Genomic DNA, 18,526 nt, shown 5'->3' with positions numbered 1-18,526 from the left:
CAGCGCCGACGGCGAGGCCGGCGCCGACGTGGTGCTGGCGCGCGCCGTGCTGGCCTTCGCCAGCGGCGACCTGATGGATGTGGAGTGAGGCCGGGCGGCGCGCCGGCTAGCGCGCGCCGCGAAAGGCGGCCGGCGTGACCCCCACCAGCAGCGCAAAGCGCGTGGTGAAGTAGCTCTGGCTTTTGTAGCCCACGTCGAAGGCGATATCGGCGATGCTCTTGTCGCTTTCGATCAGCATCTTCTTGGCCGACTCGATGCGGCAGCGCATGATGAACTGGTGCGGCGATTCCTGCATCGAGTGCTTGAACATGCGGGCGAAGTGGTACGGGCTCATGTCGAGCTGGTCGGCGATGTCCTTGAAGCCGATGTCTTCCTGGAAGTGGGCGCGGATGTAGTCGACGGCGCGGCGAATCTTGTAGCGCGGCAGCCCGCCCAGGCTGGCCGACGGCGCCGGCGTGTCGGTATAGGTGCACAGCAGGTGCTGGCCGATGATGATGGCCACCGATTCGACATACGATTTTTCCAGTTCGCGCCGGCTTTGCATCTGCTGCTCGATCGAGCGCGCCATATGCCACATGAAGGGATCGACCGAGGCGTACTGCGGCGCGATTTCATGGCCGAGATAGCCGTTGGCGCGCGCCAGCGCGTGCAGGAAGGCCGGCTTGACGGCGATGCTGGTGAGCTGCGCCTCCGAGGGCCAGGCGGCCGTGTGCACGTGGCCGGCCGGGATGACGCAGATATGCCGGTCCGACACCTTGATCTGCTGCGGCTCGCCGTCGGCGTCGCGGTAGGTGAGGATGGCCGACGCATGGGTGCCCGGCGCGGCGATTTCGTGGTCGTCGTGGCTGCGCTCGCGCGGCTCGTGGTACAAGCCCCTGCCGATACGGATGTGCATGCCGTGGCAGTGCGCTTCGAGGACAGCTGGCTGGCGGCCAGCGCGCTCCTCGATGCAGAGGTTCATAAAACGCCTCCGCAGGCGCGGTGCGGGTGTGCGGTCGGTGGACACTGGCGCATGGTATATCCCTGTGAAGTGAGATGACCTGCTGGGTGCAGTTCAACGGTGGTTGTAGGGTGGATTCTCGCATTGGCCGCAACGGACCGGGAGTGCTGTTTCGGACAATTCGCGCGACAAAAGAGGACACTGCGGAGGACGCGGCGGCGGCGTCAGTGGTCGCCGTGGCGGAAGGCCTTGGGCGACAGCCGGCTCCAGCGCTTGAAGGCGCGGCGGAAGCTCGAGGCGTCGCTGAAGCCGAGCTTTTCCGAGATCGCCTCGTGCGTCAGCGCGGGGTCGGCCAGGTAGCGCGCGGCCAGCTGGAAGCGTACCTGGTCGACGATGTCGCGGTAGCTGACGCCCTGTTGCGCCAGGCGCCGCCGCAGCGTGCGCGGATGCAGTTGCAGCCGCGCGGCCATCTGGTCGATGGTGGCCAGCCGCGCCGGCTGGTTCAGCAGCATGCCTTCGATGACATCGACGAGGTCGCCGCCGGCGCCGGCGCGGTGGCGCAGCGCGTCGCAGGCGTCCGCGAGCAGCCGGAACGTCAGCGCATGGGCGCCGGGCGGCGGCAGGTCCAGCCAGGCCGCGCTGAAGTGCAGCCGGGTTTCAGCGGCGTTGAAGGCGATGGGACAGCCAAGCACGGTGTGGTAGGCGGCCGCGCGCCGCGGCGGCGGGCAGGCCAGGCTGGCCGTCGTGAGCCGGAACCCGCCCTGGGACGGCGGCGTCATCTGGCGGTGGATGGCCATCAGCAGTCCGCTCTGGTAGCCCAGCACGAACTGCCGCAGCGCGCTGGACAGCGTGACGTCCGCCTGCAGGCCGATGGTCCAGCAGGCCTCCTGGTCCGTTTCGGCCAGCGCCAGCTCGGTCATGGGTAGCGCCAATGCGCGGTGGCGCAGCGCGAACGCGCAGCCGTCGCGCAGGCGTGCACTGCTGTGCAGCGCGTAGCCGTAAAGCCCGAGGTCGCTGAGGCGGCACGACAGGCCGAGCGTCAGCGCGCAGGTGTCGGCCGGCGCCAGCGCCAGCACGTTGTCGTAGACGGTGATCATCTGCCGCTGCGACAGCAGGGCGTAGGGCTGCTCCAGCACCGACGGCAGCACGCCGACGCCGCGCAGCGCCGCCTCGGGCGTCACGCCGGCCGCCTCCAGCAGGCCGAGCAGCGGGCGCAGCGTGTAGAGCGGATGGATGGCGGCGCTGGCGCCGGCGCCGGCTGCGTGGCGCGGCTGTTTTCTTTTTTTTATGATGCTCAAGGTGATGCGTCGTGTGTTCCCGGCGGAGGGCAGCGGTCAATGGCGCGGCCGCCACCGGGCGTGCCGTCGCCGGCGGCGCATGGGCGATGCCGGTCAGATGATGGTAGGGGAGGGGCCGGCGCGTGTCTTTCGGATACGTGCGCGCGTTTCGCGAAAGTGCTGAAACCGCCGCCGGGGCGGCGGCCGGGAAGGGGGAAGACGCCGGTCCGCGTGGCGCGGACCGGGAAGTTTGCTTACAAGAACATTCGGTTGCGAGCGTGCACTACATCAGGATCACGTCGTACTGTTCCTGATGGTAGGCGGTTTCCACCTGCAGCGAGATTTTCTTGCCGATGAAATCGCCCAGCATCGCCAGGTGCTGGGACTCTTCTTCGAGGAACATGTCGACCACTTCCTGCGACGCCAGGATGCGGAATTCGCGCGGGTTGAACTGCTTGGCTTCGCGCAGCAGTTCGCGCAGGATTTCGTAGCAGATGGTGCGCGAGGTTTTCACCTGGCCCTTGCCGTTGCAGGCCGGGCACGGTTCGCACAGGATGTGCGCCAGCGATTCGCGGGTGCGCTTGCGCGTCATCTCCACCAGCCCCAGCGCCGAGAAGCCGCTGACCGACACCTTGGTGCGGTCGCGCGCCAGCGCTTTCTTGAGCTCGCCCAGCACGGCGTTGCGGTGCTCGCTGTTCTCCATGTCGATGAAGTCGAGGATGATGATGCCGCCCAGGTTGCGCAGCCGCAGCTGGCGCGCGATCGCGTGCGCCGCTTCCAGGTTGGTCTTGAAGATCGTATCGGCGAAATTGCGGCCGCCGACGAAGCCGCCGGTGTTGACGTCGATGGTGGTCATCGCCTCGGTCTGGTCGACGATCAGGTAGCCGCCGGACTTCAGGTCCACGCGCCGGCCCAGCGCGCGCAGGATCTCTTCCTCCACGCCGTACAGGTCGAACAGCGGCCGTTCGCCGGTGTAGTGGTGCAGGCGCGGCAGCACGCCCGGCGTGTAGGCCTGGCCGAATTCCTGCAGGTTCAGGTAGTTCTCGCGCGAGTCGACCTGGATGGTGGCGGTCTCGTCGTGCACGAAGTCGCGCAGCACGCGCTGGGCCAGGCTCAAGTCCTGGTGCAGCAGCGTGGTGGCCGGCCTGGTGCGGGCGCCGTGGGTGATGGCGGCCCAGGTCTTGCGCAGGTATTCGACGTCGGCGGCGATGTCGGAGTCCGAGGCGTCCTCGGCCTGCGTGCGCACGATGTAGCCGCCTTTTTCATCGGCCGGCAGCAGGCTTTGCAGGCGCGTGCGCAGCGCTTCGCGCTCCGCTTCCTTTTCGATTTTCTGCGAGATGCCGATGTGCGCATCCTGCGGCAGGTAGACCAGCATGCGGCCGGCGATCGAGATCTGCGTCGACAGCCGCGCGCCCTTGGTGCCGATCGGGTCCTTGATCACCTGCACCGTCAGCACCTGGCCGTCGAACAGCAGCTTTTCGATCGGCGTCGGCGTGGCGTTGTTGCCGCCGTCGTGCGGGCGGGCTTCCCAGATGTCGGCCACGTGCAGGAAGGCCGCGCGTTCCAGGCCGATGTCGATGAAGGCCGACTGCATGCCGGGCAGCACGCGCACCACCTTGCCGGAGTAGACGTTGCCGGCCAGGCCGCGCGTGAGGGTGCGTTCGATGTGGAGTTCCTGCACGGCGCCCTGCATGATGAGGGCGACGCGGGTTTCCTGCGGAGTGATGTTGATCAGGATGTCTTCGTTCATGCCCCGATCATACACGCTACTACGGCAGCGGCAAACCCGCCTGACGCAGCAGCTGCACCGTTTCGTAGATGGGCAGGCCCATGATGCCCGAATGGCTGCCGGCGATGTGTTCGATGAAGGCGGCGGCGGGGCCCTGGATGCCGTAGGCGCCGGCCTTGTCGTAGGGCTCGGCGGTGGCGCAGTAGGCGGCGATGGCGGCCGGCGACAGCACGCCGAAGCGCACCTCCGACACCTGGGTGATCTGCGCCGAGAAGCCGGCCGCTTCCACCGCGATGGCGGTCAGCACCTGGTGCGTGCGGCCCGACAGCTGCTGCAGCATGGCGATCGCTTCGGCCGGCGTGGCCGGCTTGCCGAGGATGGCGCCGTCGATGGTGACGGTGGTGTCGGCCGACAGCACCGGGCGCGGCGCCATGCGGCGGCGCACCACGAGATCCGCCGCGAACACGGCTTTTTCCTTGGCCACGCGCGCCACGTAGTCGAGCGGCGCCTCGCCGGGCAGCACTTCCTCCGTCACGTCGGCGCCGCGCGGGCCGTCGTTGCGCAGCAGCAGAAGTTCGAAGTCGATGCCCACCTGGCGCAGCAGTTCGCGCCGGCGCGGGCTTTTGGAGGCAAGGTAGATCTTCTTGTCGACCGGTTTCATATGGTTGTTGTTAGACGCGGTGATAAGGGTGGTTCTGCGTAATGGTCCAGGCGCGGTACAGCTGCTCGGCCAGCATGACCCGCACCATACCATGTGGCAGCGTCATGCTGGAGATGCGGATCAGCCCTTCGGCGCGCGCCTTCAGTGCCGGATCGAGGCCGTCGGCGCCGCCGATCAGAAAGGCGGTGTCGCGGCCGTCCTGCTGCCAGGCTTCCAGCTGCTGCGACAGGCCGACCGAAGTCAGGTCCTTGCCGCGTTCATCGAGGGCGATGATGCGCACCGATTTCGGCAGCGCCGCCTCGATGCGCTCGCGTTCCAGCGCCATCGCGGTGGCGGCGGTCTTGCTGCCGGAACGTTCGACCGGCTTGATTTCCTTCAGCACGATCTTCAGTTCCGGCGGCATGCGCTTCACATACTCGGCGTAGCCGGTTTCGATCCAGGCCGGCATCTTGTGGCCGACCGCAGCGATGATCAGCTGCATGGCGGATTACTCGGCAGCTTTTTTGATACGCTTGATGACGGTCTTGGCTGGCGCTTCTTCGGCCTTCGGCTTGGTGGCGCGTGGCTTCGGCGTCGCTTTCAGTGCCTTGACGGCGGCAACGCTGGCTTTGGGTGCGCCAACCTTGATCTTCTTGCCGGCCGGGACGGCGGCCGGCTTGGCGGCGGTCTTCTTGACAGCGGTGGCCTTGGCGGCGGCAGGCTTGCGGGCCGGGGTCTTTTTCTCGACCACCGGCGAGGCGTCGACGGCTTTTTTGCCGGCGGCCAGGTGGCTGCTGACTTTCTTCGGCTCGGCGGCGGCTTCGCCTTCAACGGTGTTCTTGCGCTTGGCGGCGCCCAGTTTCACCGGCTTGTCGCCCCAGATTTCTTCCAGGCGGTAGTAAGCGCGGATCGGCGCCTGCATGATGTGGACGATGATGTCGCCCAGGTCGACCAGCACCCATTCACCGGTGTCCTCGCCTTCCATGCCGTAGACGTCGCCGCCGGCGGCTTTCACCTTGTCGCGCACCGAGGCGGCCAGCGCCTTGGTCTGGCGGTTCGAGGTACCGGACGCGATGGCGATGCGGTCGAACAGGCTGGTCAGGTGGGTCGTGTCGAACAGGACGATGTCTTGGGCCTTGACGTCTTCAAGGGCGTCAACGACCAGGGTTTGCAGTTTTTTGATGTCCATTAGCTTTTGTATAGATGATGTTGTTCAATATAGTCTAGCACTAGCGGCGGGATAAGCGAGTTTGCCGGTTCCCCCCGTTGTAATGCCGCACGTATCTGGGTAGCAGAGATATCCACCGCGAAGTCTTGTGCCAGATAAGTCAGACCATGCGGCGTGTTACGGATTTGTTCCGGCGTTCCCAGTCGGCTGGAGAACGCCTGCGCCACTGCCGGCGGCAGGCCGGCGGTGGCAATGTCATAGCCCGGGCGGGCCGCTACGCAAAAATGCGCGTAGTCGAACAGCGCCTGCCATTCGTGCCAGGTGTCGAGCCGCTGCAACTGGTCGGCGCCCATCAGGAAACTGATGGAAGCCTGCGGCCCCAGTTCGGCGCGCACCTGGCGCAAGGTGTCGATGGAATACGTCGGCAGCCCCTGGGCGCCGCGCGCGATTTCCTGCATGTCCACCGCCACGCTGAACGGCCGGCCGGCAAACGCCAGCGCCACCATGTCGGCGCGCTGTTGCGCCGACGCCTTCAGCGAGGTTTTCTGCCACGGCAGGCCGGTGGGGATCACGCGCAACTGGTCGACTTGCAGCAGGTTGGCGAAGTATTCGCCCAACGCGACGTGACCTAGATGCACCGGATCGTAGCTGCCTCCCAGCAGTGCGACGCGGTAGGCCATCGTCACGCGGCGAGCCAGTCGCGATGCGGCAGGAAGTCGGTGTACAGCGCCGCTTCCGGCGTGCCGTCCTCCGGCTCCCAGCGATAGCGCCATTTGACGATCGGCGGCATCGACATCAGGATCGCCTCGGTGCGGCCGCCGGATTGCAGGCCGAACAGCGTGCCGCGGTCGAACACCAGATTGAATTCGACATAGCGGCCGCGCCGGTAGGCCTGGAAGTCGCGTTCGCGCTCGCCGTACGGCGTGTCCTTGCGCTGTGCCAGGATCGGCAGGTAAGCCTTGATGAAAGCGTCGCCGACGCTTTGCGTCATGGCGAAGCTTTGCGCGAAACCATCGGCGTTGTGGTCATCGAAGAAGATGCCGCCGACGCCGCGCGCCTCCTGGCGGTGCTTCAGGTAGAAATACTCGTCGCACCATTTTTTAAACTTGCCGTGCAGGTCGTCGCCGAACGGGGCGAGGGCGTCATGGCAGGTCTGGTGGAAGTGTCTGACGTCTTCCTTGAAACCGTAATACGGCGTCAGGTCCATGCCGCCGCCGAACCACCATACCGGTTCGCCCGCCGCATTGGTGGTGCTGAAAAAGCGCACGTTCATGTGCACCGTCGGCGCATACGGATTACGCGGATGGATCACCAGCGACACGCCCATGGCTTCCCACGGATTGCCGCCGATGTCAGGACGGTGCGCCGACGCCGATGGCGGCAGCTTCGCGCCCAGCACGTGCGAGAAGTTCACACCGCCGCGTTCGATCACATTGCCTTCTTCCACCAGGCGCGAAATGCCGCCGCCGCCTTCCGCGCGCTGCCACTCGTCGCGCAGGAAGTCCTTGCCGTCGACGGCTTCCAGCGCCTGCACGATGCGGCTTTGCAGGTCGAGCAGCCAGGCCTTGACTGCTGCGGGCTGCGGAGGAGAAGACGGCAGGGACGGCATCTTAGTGCTTCAGCCCACGCCAGCCGATGTCGCGGCGGCACTGCATGCCTTCAAAGCTGATCTGGTCGACCACTTCGTAAGCCGTTTTCTGCGCCAGCTTGACGCTGTCGCCCAGGCCGACCACGCACAGCACACGGCCGCCGGTCACCTGCAACTGGCCGTCCACTTCGGCGGTGCCGGCGTGGAAGGTCACGGTTTCCGGCGTTTCGGCCGGGATGCCTTCGATCACGGCGCCTTTCAGCGGCGCGTCCGGATAGCCGGCGGCGGCCAGCACCACGCCGACGGCGGTGCGGCGGTCCCATTCCAGTTCGATCTGGTCCAGCGTGCCGTTGACGGCGTGTTCCATCACCGCCACCAGGTCGGTCTTCAGGCGCGACATGATCGGTTGCGTTTCCGGATCGCCCATGCGGCAGTTGAATTCCAGCGTGCGCGGATTGCCGGCGGCGTCGATCATCAGGCCGGCGTACAGGAAGCCGGTGAAGACGATGCCGTCCTTCGCCATGCCTGCGATGGTCGGGTTGATGATCTCGCGCATCACGCGGGCGTGCATGGCCGGCGTCACGATCGGGGCTGGCGAGTAGGCGCCCATGCCGCCGGTGTTCGGGCCTTCGTCGTTGTCCTTCAGGCGCTTGTGGTCCTGGCTGGTGGCCAGCGGCAGGATGTTCTTGCCGTCGCACATGACGATGAAGCTGGCTTCTTCGCCGGCCAGGAATTCCTCGATGACGATGCGGGCGCCGGCGTCGCCGAAGCGGTTATCGGCCAGCATGTCGTCCACCGCGCGGTGCGCTTCGTCCAGCGACAGGGCCACCACCACGCCCTTGCCGGCGGCCAGGCCGTCGGCCTTGATGACGATCGGCGCGCCGTTGGCGTCGATGTAGGCGTGCGCTTGCGCCACGTCCGAGAAAGTCTGATACTTGGCGGTCGGGATGCCGTGACGCTGCATGAACGCCTTGGCGAAGTCTTTCGACGACTCCAGCTGCGCCGCTTCCTTGGTCGGGCCGAATACCTTCAGGCCGCGCGCGCGGAACAGGTTGACGATGCCGCCGGCCAGCGGAGTCTCCGGACCCACCACGGTCAGGCTGATGCCTTCGCTTTCAACGAAGTTCGCCAGTTCGTGCAGGTCGGTGATGTTGACGTTGACCAGGCGCGTGTCGCGCGCCGTGCCGCCGTTGCCTGGGGCCACATACACCATCTGGATGCGCTCGGACTGCGCCAGTTTCCAGGCCAGCGCATGTTCACGGCCGCCGGAGCCGACTACCAATATTTTCATAATTCCTCAGTCTTCGCTCAGTCTTCGATTAGCGTGTTGGAATACACTTCCTGCACATCGTCCAGCGCTTCCAGCGCGTCCAGCAGTTTCTGCATCTTGATCGCGTTGTCGCCGGTGACGGCGATTTCGACGTCCGGCTTCATGATGATCTCGGCCACTTCGGCCTTGAAGCCCTTGGCTTCCAGCGCATCCTTGACGGCGGCGAAGTCGTGCGGTCCGCACAGCACTTCGATGCCGCCTTCTTCGTCGGTGACCACGTCTTCGGCGCCGGCTTCCAGCGCCGCTTCCATCAGCGCGTCTTCATTGGTGCCCGGCGCGAACAGGAACTGGCCGCAGTGCTTGAACATGAAGGCCACCGAGCCTTCGTTGCCCATGTTACCGCCGTTCTTGTTGAAGGCGTTGCGGACTTCAGCCACGGTGCGCACGCGATTGTCGGTCATGCAGTCGACGATGATGGCCGCGCCGCCGACGCCGTAGCCTTCGTAGCGGACCTCTTCGTAGGCCGCGCCGTCTTCGCCGCCGGTGCCGCGCGTGATGGCGCGCTGCACGTTATCCTTCGGCATATTGGCGTCGGCCGCCTTGTCGATGGCCAGGCGCAGGCGCGGGTTCGACGTGATGTCGCCGCCGCCCATGCGTGCAGCAACGGTGATTTCCTTGATCAGGCGAGTCCAGATCTTGCCGCGTTTCGCGTCAGTTGCTGCCTTTTTGTGCTTGATATTGGCCCATTTGCTGTGTCCAGCCATGTTCGATCTTCCTTCGGCGCTAATTCGTTAGGTAGTCATTGGTGTGCGGTGAGGGCGGTATTCTAGCATAAGCGGCCCGCCAGAAACCGCCGGCGCCGCCCCGGGCCGTGGCTAGAGGCCGTCCTCCACTTTTTGTAGGGAAGCTGTCACATGCCGCTGCTAGTGTTGACCATTTCGACACTATTGCAGGCAGGGAGACGACATGGACAGACGGCAGTTTATTAAATTCGGCAGCTTTATCACGGTTTCGGTGGCGTCCGGCGCGGGCCTGAGCGCCTGCGGCGGCAGCGACGCGGCGCCGGGCAGCGACCTGGCGCTGGCCAGCGGCGCCTGGAAATTCCCGCAGAGCGTGGCCTCCGGCGACCCGCGCGCCGACAGCATCCTGCTGTGGACCCGCGCCGTGCCGGCATCGGCCGACGCGGTGGCCGCCGCACCGGCCGGCGCCGACAGCGCCATCCGCCTGATCGTCACGGCGGCCGACAACAGCGGCGCACTGGGCGGCAGCAGCGCGCTCAACGGCGCCACCGTGGCCGACGTGCGCCTGCCGCTGCAGGCGCAATACGACAACACCGTGCGCCACAAGCTGACCGGGCTGTCGGCCGGCACCGTGTACTACTACCAGTTCGTCGCCGGCGACAACCGCTCCAACGTCGGCCGCTTCAAGACGGCGCCGGCCGCCGACGCCGACGTGGCGCAGCTGCAGTTCGCCTACATGACCTGCCAGGACTGGAGCGTCAACCACTGGGGCGCGATGACGGCGATCGCCGGCGAGAGCCTGGACTTCATCGTCCACCTGGGCGACTACATCTACGAAACCGTGGGCGAGGACTTCCAGCTCGGCGCCGTCGAAAGCCGCCACGATGCGCTGACGCTGCCGGACGGCGTCTATAAAAACGGCAGCTCGGGCGCCAAGTACGCCAACTCGCTGGCCGACTACCGCTACCTGTACAAGAAGTACCGCACCGATACGCGCCTGCAGGCGCTGCACGAGCGCTTCGCCTTCATCGCCATCTGGGACGACCACGAATTCACCGACGATGCGTGGCAGGACGCGCAGACCTACGACGGCTCGTTCAACGCCGACGGCTCGGACCTGCACCAGACCTCGCGCCGCCGCAACGCCAACCAGGCCTGGTTCGAATACATGCCGGCCGACGTGACGCTGGACGCCGCCAACACCACCTTCCAGAACATCAAGATCTACCGCGACTTCCAGTTCGGCAAACTGATGCAGCTGGTGATGACCGACGAGCGCCTGTACCGCTCGGACCACGTGATTCCGGAATCGTCGATCAATCCGGCCACCGGCAAGCCGCTGGGCCGCATCGGCTCGCGCTACCTGGTGCCGCAGGATCTGTTCAACAGCGTGGAAGCGCAGAAGATGGCCGGCGCCGCCACCATCGGCCTCGATCCATTGAGCACCGCCACGATCCTGGGCAACACCCAGCGCCAGTGGTGGATGGACAAGATGAAAGCCGCCACCTCGACCTGGAAATTGTGGGGCAATGAAGTGTCGCTGCTGCGCATGGGCATGAATGGCGTGGACGCGATCGCGACGCTGCTGGCCTTGAGCGCGGTGTCCACCGTGACGACGTCGGTCGGCACGACGGCTGCGGCGGTGGGCGGCAACTTTGCCGTGGCCGGCGTGATTGTGGCGGCGGTGACGGCGGGTGCGTCGTCGGCGGTGGCGCAGGCGGGTGCGGGCGCGATTGCGGCATCGGCGGCGGGTGGCGGCAGCGCTGATGCGCAGGCTGCGGCAGGCGTGTCGGCCGGCTTGACGGCGGCGCAGGCGGCGATTGCCGTGGCGACGCTGGCCAAGGTGAACGCGGCCGCCAGCGCCGGCGCGACTGGCGCGGCCTTGGCGGCGGTGGCCGGGCAGACCATCGCGTTTGGCTACATCAAGCCGGATGTGCAGGCCAGGAAGGCGGATTCGGTGTTTGTGACGGCGTCTGGCAAGAAGGATGCGCTGGCGTCGTTCTTCACGCGCTTCCTGCTCAACTGCGATCAGTGGGATGGCTATAACAGCGAGCGCAAGGCGTTGATGGCGCACCTGAAGACCAATAATATCGGCAACGTGGTGGCGATTACTGGCGATATTCACGCTTTCTTTGCCGGCACGGTCAATGACGATTTCGACGCGACGGGTGGCGGCACGCCGGTGATGGTGGATCTGGTGTCGGCGGGTGTCAGTTCGGATTCGTTCTTCAGCTATTTGCGCGATGCGGCGGCGACGCTGGGCGATATCGGCACGCTGGTGTCGTATCCGCTGGCGATTCCGGTGGCGGGGCTGGGGACGGTGAATCTGAGCTTTAACCTGCTGGATTACACGATGGGCAAGGCTGCGCCGACGGTGGCGTCGCTGGCCGAGCAGACGCGCGTGCAGTTGCGTGGGGCGCTGGCGGCGAAGGGTGTACCCGAGGCGCAGCTGGAGGCGACGACTGCTGCGGTGCTGGCGGGCTTGCAGGCCAATGCCGACTTCAATACCAGTCTGCTGACGTTGGCGCAGCAGTTGTCGGCGTTGGGGAATAATCCGTGGCTCAAGCATTTGAATACGGATGCGCAGGGTTATACGCTGGTGACCCTCGCCCCTGGCAAGATGACGGCGCAGTTCAAGCAGGTGAACAAGCTGGTTGGCGTTGTTGCCCCCGCAACCCTTGTTGCGCGGACGACGACCGCGACGGTGACAGCGGGTTCGCCTTCCGTGGCCATCAGCTGACTTTTACCCCGCACGCGCTGCCGGCCTGCCAGCGGCGCATCCATGGGGTCTGACCCCGCAGGGGTCAGACCCCCCCAGCGGGGGAAGGGGTAAGCGGGGGAAGAGCGCGCGGGGAGGTCAGCGGCCATCCCCATTTGCCCGTACAATCCCAAGTATGGACAAAAGCATCACACACAGCGCTCCGGCGCGCGCCGCCTACCTGGGCGGGTTGGGGATCGCCGTAGGCGGCGCGGTCCTGTTTTCCACCAAGGCCATCGTCGCCAAGCTGCTATACCGCTATCACATCGACGCGGTCACCCTGATCGCTTTCCGCATGCTGTTCTCGCTGCCGGTGTTCGCCGCCATCGCCCTGTGGAAGATGCGCACCCAGCCACCACTCTCCAACGCCGACCGCCTGCGCCTGATCGGCATGGGCCTGGTCGGCTACTACCTGTCCAGTTTCCTCGACTTCCTCGGCCTGCAATACATCACCGTCGGCCTCGAACGCCTAATCCTGTTCCTCACGCCCACCTTCGTGCTGCTGATCAGCTCCACCGTGCTCAAGCAGCACATCAGCCGCAAGCAGTGGCTGGCGCTGCTGACCTCCTACTGCGGCATCGTCTTTGTCTTCCTGCACGACCTGCAAGGCGGCGGCAACGTCGCCCTCGGCGCCACGCTGGTGACCGGCTCGGCCGCCGCCTACGCGATCTACCTGCTGCTGTCCGGCGAAATGGTCAAGCGGCTCGGCACGCTGCGGCTGGTGTCGTATGCCATGTGCGTCTCCAGCGCCGCCTGCATCGGCCAGTTCTTCCTGCTGCGGCCGGTATCCATGCTAGTGCAGCCGCTACCGGTGTACGGCCTGTCGCTGGTCAACGGCCTGCTGTGCACGGTGGCGCCGGTGCTGATGACGATGGTGGCGGTCGAACGCATCGGCGCCGGCGTCGCCTCGCAGGCTGGTATGATCGGACCGGTTTCAACGCTGTTTCTGGGCGCGCTGCTGCTGGGCGAGCCCGTGACCTCCTGGCAGCTGGGCGGCACCGCCCTCGTGCTGGCCGGGATTTATCTGCTGTCCAAAAAATAGGATCGAAGTATGGGAGACTTGATGAAATTCCGCATTGCCCTGATTGCGCACGACAAGAAAAAAGACGACATGATCGCCTTGGCCACCGAATACAAGGCCTTCCTCGCGACCTGCGCGCTGACCGCCACCGGCACCACCGGCGGCCGCCTGATCGCCGAAGTGGGCCTGGAAGTCGACCGCAAGCACTCCGGCCCGTTCGGCGGCGACTTGCAGATCGGCTCGCTGCTGGTCGAGGGCATGATCGACTGCGTGATCTTCCTGCGCGACCCGATGACGCCGCAGCCGCACGAGCCGGACATCAACGCCCTGGTGCGCGCCTGCGACGTGCACAATACGCCGTGCGCGACCAACCTGGCGTCGGCACATCTGGTACTGTCTCTGCTTCAGCAACGCGCAGCCAACAAGGAGTAAACCATGGTCAAGGCAATCCGCATGAACCGCGTCGGCGGTCCCGAAGTGATGGAACTGGTGGAGGTCGACCTGCCGCCGCCCGGTCCGGGCGAAGTGCGGTTGCGCCATGAAGCCATCGGCCTGAACTACATCGACGTCTACCACCGCACCGGCCTGTATCCGCAGCCGATGCCGGGCGCGCTGGGCGTCGAGGGCGCGGGCGTGGTCGAGGAACTGGGCGAGGGCGTCACCGACCTGAAAGTCGGCGACCGCGTGGCCTACGGCGGCCGCCCGCTGGGATCGTATTCCGAGGCGCGCAACATCCCGGCCTCGCAGCTGCTGGTGCTGCCGAACCAGATCGAATTCGACACCGCCGCCGCCATGATGCTGCAAGGCCTGACGGTGCAATACCTGTTCCACCGCACCGTGCCGCTGAAGGCCGGCGACACCATCCTGTTCCACGCGGCAGCCGGCGGCGTCGGCCTGATCGCCTGCCAGTGGGCGCGCGTGATGGGCGTGAACCTGATCGGCACGGTCGGCTCGGAAGAGAAGGCGGCGCTGGCGATCGAAAACGGCGCCACCCACGTCATCAACTACAACAAGGAAAACTTCACCGAGCGCGTCAAGGAACTGACCGATGGCAAGGGCGTGTCCGCCGTCTACGACTCGATCGGCAAGGACACCTTCATCGGCTCGCTGGACTGTTTGCAGCCGCTGGGCACCATGGTCAGCTTCGGCAACGCCTCCGGCCCGGTCACGCCGTTCGGCCTGAGCGAGCTGGCCAGCCGCGGCTCGCTGTTCGTCACGCGGCCGACGCTGATGACCTACACCGCCAGGCGCGAGGATCTGGAAGCGATGGCCAAGTCGCTGTTCGGCGTGGTCAGCAGTGGTGAAGTGAAGATCGACATCCGCCAGCGCTACGCCCTGGCCGACGTGCAGCAGGCGCACCGCGACCTGGAAGCGCGCAAAACCACCGGCTCGACCATCCTGATTCCATGAGCGAGGAGCGGGATTACGACGCCGAGGAACGCGACGACGGCGACTTTTCCGACATGTTGAGCGAAATGCGCATCCTGCTGCCGGGTGCGCAGATGCTGTCGGCGTTTTTGATCATCCTGCCCTTCAATGCCGGCTTCGCGCAGATCGTCCACATGGAAAAGCTGCTGTTCCTGGCGACCTTCTTCCTGTCGTTGACCAGCCTGGTGCTGCTGAGTGCGCCGGCGATCCAGCACCGCCTGATGCGGCCGCTGAAAGACCGCGTCCGCTTCAAGCGCGTGGCGACGCGCCAGATCGTCGCCGGCGCGTTTGCGCTGGCGATCGCCCTGGTGCTGGGCACCAATCTGGTGATTTCGGAAGTGTTTGGCGCCAGCGTCGGGCTGATCATGTCAGCCGTGATGGCCCTGCTGATACTCTGCGCCTGGTGGCTGCTGCCGATGTACCTCAAGCGCAGAGTTTGATGACGAAGGCTTAATTGGCTTTCGGTGCGGCGGCCGCAGCTTGCACCGTCTCCGTCTTCGGCTCGATGGTGATATCGATGGTGCGCGGCACGCCGTTCTGGCCTGGGAAGCCGGTGAAGGCGCTCTGCACCAGGGCCGGCATCACGTGCGGGGTGGCTTGCACGCCGCTGGTGTTCTGCACCGTCACGTCATACAGCTTGCGGCCGGAGACATTGTTGATGGTCACGCGCAGTTGCCGCTGATACAGGTGCTTGATGCGCTCTTCCACATAGCTCGGGCCGAAACGGTAGGGATCATAGAAGAACGGACGATAGCCCCAGCGCGAATAGCCCCACGCATAACGGCCGTAGCCCGGACCCCAGTACGGGCCCATGAACGGATCTTCCTGCAACACGCGCACCGGATGATCGATGGTGAAGTATTTCATGCCAACCAGCAACTTCGGCTGCTGGCCCTCGGCGACCTGGTGGAAGCCCATCTTGCCCAGCTCGCCGGCCACCAGCAGCTGGTAGTTGCGGTATTCCAGCGTATCGTCGGCGCCCTGCGGGGCTTCGAAGGCAAAGGATTTGTCCTGGATGTCGGCCGGCCAGTCGTTGAAGGCGGTCACATCGCTGTGTAAGGTGGTGGCGCAGCCGCTCAACAGCATGACGGCAGCTGTCGCCGCAATGGCGAGATAGTTCTTCATGATGATGCCCTCTCAGGTAAGACGGTATTTTCCAGTGCTAAGTTTATGACGCTCTCCTGGACCTTGCATGATTATTACAGAATGTTACGGCATCGTGGAAACCAGCAACTTTAGCACGTCCCGAGGGCAATTCCGCGCATGGGGCGGCCTCGGTATTGGTAAAATAAGCTTTTGCCTCCGTCCCCCCAGAGCCTCCAATGCGCACAGACAGCAGCCCAACGACGATATACCGCAAAGATTACACCCCTCCCGCCTTCCTGGTTGACACCGTAGAACTCGGGTTCGACCTGGCGCCGGCGCGCACCGTGGTGGCCAACCGCATCACGCTGCGCCACAACCCGGCGTCCAAAAGCCGCGACATCGTGCTGCATGGCGAGGAAATCGAACTGGTGCAGCTGCGCCTGAACGGCAGCCTGCTGGCCGCCGGCGACTACGAACTGAGCGCCGCCATGCTGACCATCCGCAACGCGCCGGACGACGTGGTGCTGGAAATCGAAACCTTGTGCGCCCCGGTGGAAAACACCACGCTGTCCGGCCTGTACGTTTCGAACGGCAACTTCTTCACCCAGTGCGAGGCCGAAGGCTTCCGCCGCATCACCTTCTTCCCGGACCGCCCGGACGTGATGGCCAAGTACACCGTGATGCTGCGCGCCGACAAGGCCGCCTATCCGGTGCTGCTGTCCAACGGCAACCTGGTCGAGGAGGGCGACCTCGGCGACGGCCGCCATTACGCCAAGTGGGAAGACCCGTTCAAGAAGCCGTCCTACCTGTTCGCGCTGGTCGCGGCCAAACTGGTCTGCCAGGAAGAAAAATTCAAGCTGGCCGACGGCCGCGAAGTGCTGCTGCAAGTGTGGGTGGAAGAGGGTAACCTCGACAAGACCGACTACGCCATGCAGTCGTTGAAGAACTCGATCCGCTGGGACGAGGAACGCTTCAACCTGGAACTGGACCTGGACCGCTTCATGATCGTCGCCGTGGGCGACTTCAACATGGGCGCGATGGAAAACAAGGGCCTGAACATCTTCAACACCAAGTTCGTGCTGGCCAACCCGCGCACCGCCACCGACATCGACTACGCCGGCATTGAGGCCGTGGTCGGCCACGAATACTTCCATAACTGGACCGGCAACCGCGTCACCTGCCGCGACTGGTTCCAGCTGTCGCTGAAGGAAGGCCTGACCGTGTTCCGCGACCAGGAGTTCAGCGCCGACATGATCGGCACCGATTCCGGCCGCGCCGTCACCCGCATCGACCAGGTGCGCACGCTGCGCCAGGCGCAGTTCCCGGAAGACGCTGGCCCGATGTCGCACCCGGTGCGTCCCGACTCGTTTGTCGAGATCAACAATTTCTACACCGTCACCGTCTACGAAAAAGGCGCCGAAGTAGTTCGCATGTACCAGACCCTGCTGGGCCGCGACGGCTTCCGCAAAGGCATGGACCTGTACTTCGAGCGTCACGACGGCCAGGCCGTGACCTGCGACGACTTCCGCGCCGCCATGGCCGACGCCAACGGCCGCGACCTCAAGCAGTTCGAACGCTGGTACTCGCAAGCCGGCACGCCGGTGGTCACCGCGCGCACCCGCTACGACGCCGTCAAGCGCAACTTCGACATCATCCTGAGCCAGCGCGGCCAGGCCGACCAGCTGCCGTTCCACATTCCGGTGGCGGTCGGCCTGCTGGACGCCAACGGCAAGGATCTGCCGCTGCACCTGGAACACGGCAAGCACGAAAAAGGCGCCACCACCGTGGTGCTGGAACTGACCGAGCAGGAACAGATCTTCCGCTTCCGTCAGGTGGACGAACGGCCGACGCCATCGATCCTGCGCGACTTCTCGGCGCCGGTGATCCTGGAATACGACTACACCGACGACGAACTGCTGCACCTGTTCAGCCACGACAGCGACCCGGTCAACCGCTGGGAAGCAGGCCAGCGCCTGGCGATGGAACGCCTGCTGAAGCTGACCGCGCAAGTGGCGGCCCACGGCGAAGCCAACCTCAAGCTGGACAACACCTTCATCAACGCCATGCGCGCGGTGCTGACCGACGACACGCTGGACGCGGCCTACCGCGAACTGGCGCTGATCCTGCCGTCGGAAACCATCATCGCCGAGCAGATGGACGTGGTCGATCCGCAAGCCATCCACACCGCGCGCCAGTTCATGCGCCGCACCATCGGCGCCGCGCTGAAGAGCGAACTGCTGGCGCAATACCACGCCAACCAGACGCCGGGCGAGTACAGCCCGGACGCGCTGTCGGCCGGCAAGCGCGCGCTGAAAAATCTGTGCCTGTCCTATCTGACGGTGGCGCCGGACTGGGCCGAACTGAAACTCGCGCAGCAGCAGTTTGAAGCCGCCACCAACATGACCGACCGCTCGGCCGCGCTGGTATCGATGATCCACAGCGGCGCCGAAACCGGCCCGTACCTGAAGGCCTTCTACCAGGACTTCGAAAGCGAAGCGCTGGTCATCGACAAATGGTTCGCCATGCAGGCGGCCGCGCCGACCACCAACGTGGCCGCCGTGCGCAAGCTGATGCAGCATCCGGCCTTCACGCTGAAAACGCCGAACCGCGCGCGCAGCCTGATCTTCAACTTCACCAGCGCCAACCCGTCGCAATTCCACGCCGCCGACGGCAGCGCCTACGAGTTCTGGGCCGAATACGTGATCAAGCTTGACGCCATCAACCCGCAAGTGGCGGCGCGCCTGGCGCGCGCCATGGACCGCTGGCGCCGTTACGCGCCGGCGCTGCAGGCCAAGATGAAAAAAGCGCTGGAAAAAGTCGCCGCCCGCAAGCTGTCCAACGACGTCGCGGAAGTCGTGAGCAAAGCGTTAGCCAATTAATT

The 18,526-nt window shown here is 65.4% G+C and carries 17 protein-coding genes; 6 read left to right on the top strand and 11 right to left on the bottom strand.

Translation table 11 applies throughout. From position 1 onward, the window contains the following. Window positions 1-106: 106 nt before the first annotated feature. From GJ695_RS24970 to GJ695_RS24925, 10 genes are all read right to left on the bottom strand, one after another. Complete coding sequence (locus GJ695_RS24970) at window positions 107-961, bottom strand: helix-turn-helix transcriptional regulator (protein WP_154369596.1); 855 nt, start codon at window positions 959-961, stop codon at window positions 107-109. A 203-nt stretch (window positions 962-1,164) separates the two neighbouring features. Then, a complete protein-coding gene (locus GJ695_RS24965; protein WP_154369595.1) occupies window positions 1,165-2,238 on the bottom strand; it encodes an AraC family transcriptional regulator in 1,074 nt (357 codons plus the stop codon). 262 nt (window positions 2,239-2,500) lie between these two features. Beyond that, complete coding sequence (gene rng, locus GJ695_RS24960) at window positions 2,501-3,967, bottom strand: ribonuclease G (protein ID WP_154369592.1); 1,467 nt, start codon at window positions 3,965-3,967, stop codon at window positions 2,501-2,503. A 19-nt stretch (window positions 3,968-3,986) separates the two neighbouring features. After that, window positions 3,987-4,607, bottom strand: coding sequence for a Maf family protein (locus tag GJ695_RS24955; protein ID WP_154369590.1), 621 nt, complete (start codon window positions 4,605-4,607; stop codon window positions 3,987-3,989). Window positions 4,608-4,617: 10 nt separating this feature from the next. After that, on the bottom strand, window positions 4,618-5,088 hold the full coding sequence (rlmH, locus tag GJ695_RS24950; protein WP_072789839.1) for a 23S rRNA (pseudouridine(1915)-N(3))-methyltransferase RlmH: 471 nt from the start codon (window positions 5,086-5,088) through the stop codon (window positions 4,618-4,620). A gap of 6 nt (window positions 5,089-5,094) precedes the next feature. Beyond that, window positions 5,095-5,775, bottom strand: a complete 681-nt coding sequence (gene rsfS, locus GJ695_RS24945) for a ribosome silencing factor (RefSeq protein ID WP_154369588.1) — start codon at window positions 5,773-5,775, stop codon at window positions 5,095-5,097. Next, window positions 5,775-6,434, bottom strand: coding sequence for a nicotinate-nucleotide adenylyltransferase (locus GJ695_RS24940; protein ID WP_229260335.1), 660 nt, complete (start codon window positions 6,432-6,434; stop codon window positions 5,775-5,777). The genes rsfS and GJ695_RS24940 overlap by 1 nt, the downstream gene beginning before the upstream one ends. 2 nt (window positions 6,435-6,436) lie before the next feature. Further along, window positions 6,437-7,363, bottom strand: coding sequence for an oxygen-dependent coproporphyrinogen oxidase (gene hemF / locus GJ695_RS24935; RefSeq protein ID WP_154369584.1), 927 nt, complete (start codon window positions 7,361-7,363; stop codon window positions 6,437-6,439). Window position 7,364: 1 nt separating this feature from the next. Then, the gene (purD, locus tag GJ695_RS24930; protein WP_154369582.1) at window positions 7,365-8,633 is read right to left on the bottom strand and encodes a phosphoribosylamine--glycine ligase; all 1,269 of its coding nucleotides are present in this window, start codon (window positions 8,631-8,633) and stop codon (window positions 7,365-7,367) included. A 17-nt stretch (window positions 8,634-8,650) separates the two neighbouring features. Next, on the bottom strand, window positions 8,651-9,376 hold the full coding sequence (locus GJ695_RS24925) for a YebC/PmpR family DNA-binding transcriptional regulator (protein ID WP_154369580.1): 726 nt from the start codon (window positions 9,374-9,376) through the stop codon (window positions 8,651-8,653). A gap of 202 nt (window positions 9,377-9,578) precedes the next feature. Here GJ695_RS24925 and GJ695_RS24920 point away from each other — a divergent pair, with 202 nt between their 5' ends. The 5 genes from GJ695_RS24920 to GJ695_RS24900 all read left to right on the top strand — a co-directional run bounded on the left by GJ695_RS24920 (window position 9,579) and on the right by GJ695_RS24900 (window position 14,999). Then, window positions 9,579-12,092: an alkaline phosphatase D family protein gene (locus GJ695_RS24920; protein ID WP_154369578.1), complete on the top strand. Its 2,514-nt coding sequence runs from the start codon at window positions 9,579-9,581 to the stop codon at window positions 12,090-12,092. A 154-nt stretch (window positions 12,093-12,246) separates the two neighbouring features. Continuing rightward, entirely contained in the window at window positions 12,247-13,152 is a 906-nt protein-coding gene (locus tag GJ695_RS24915) for a DMT family transporter (RefSeq protein ID WP_154360787.1), read from the top strand. Between the two features lie 21 nt (window positions 13,153-13,173). Then, window positions 13,174-13,563 carry a methylglyoxal synthase gene (locus GJ695_RS24910; protein ID WP_154360788.1) on the top strand — a complete coding sequence of 130 codons (390 nt, stop codon included), beginning with the start codon at window positions 13,174-13,176 and terminating at the stop codon, window positions 13,561-13,563. 3 nt (window positions 13,564-13,566) lie between these two features. Further along, complete coding sequence (locus tag GJ695_RS24905) at window positions 13,567-14,541, top strand: quinone oxidoreductase family protein (protein WP_154369576.1); 975 nt, start codon at window positions 13,567-13,569, stop codon at window positions 14,539-14,541. Then, entirely contained in the window at window positions 14,538-14,999 is a 462-nt protein-coding gene (locus GJ695_RS24900) for a DUF6328 family protein (protein ID WP_154369574.1), read from the top strand. Before GJ695_RS24905 ends, GJ695_RS24900 begins: the two co-directional genes overlap by 4 nt. A gap of 10 nt (window positions 15,000-15,009) precedes the next feature. Here the strand turns inward: GJ695_RS24900 and GJ695_RS24895 are convergent, their stop codons facing one another. Further along, entirely contained in the window at window positions 15,010-15,684 is a 675-nt protein-coding gene (locus GJ695_RS24895) for a DUF4136 domain-containing protein (protein WP_166455050.1), read from the bottom strand. 197 nt (window positions 15,685-15,881) lie between these two features. On the opposite strand from GJ695_RS24895, the gene pepN reads away from it, so the two are divergent. After that, complete coding sequence (gene pepN, locus GJ695_RS24890; RefSeq protein WP_154369572.1) at window positions 15,882-18,524, top strand: aminopeptidase N; 2,643 nt, start codon at window positions 15,882-15,884, stop codon at window positions 18,522-18,524. The last annotated feature ends 2 nt before the right edge of the window (window positions 18,525-18,526 follow it).

Source organism: Duganella alba, assembly GCF_009674495.1.
Taxonomy (GTDB): domain Bacteria; phylum Pseudomonadota; class Gammaproteobacteria; order Burkholderiales; family Burkholderiaceae_D; genus Rugamonas; species Rugamonas alba.
The sequence above is the reverse complement of the archived record's forward strand: the minus strand, read 5'-3'. Positions and strand labels throughout refer to the sequence as shown.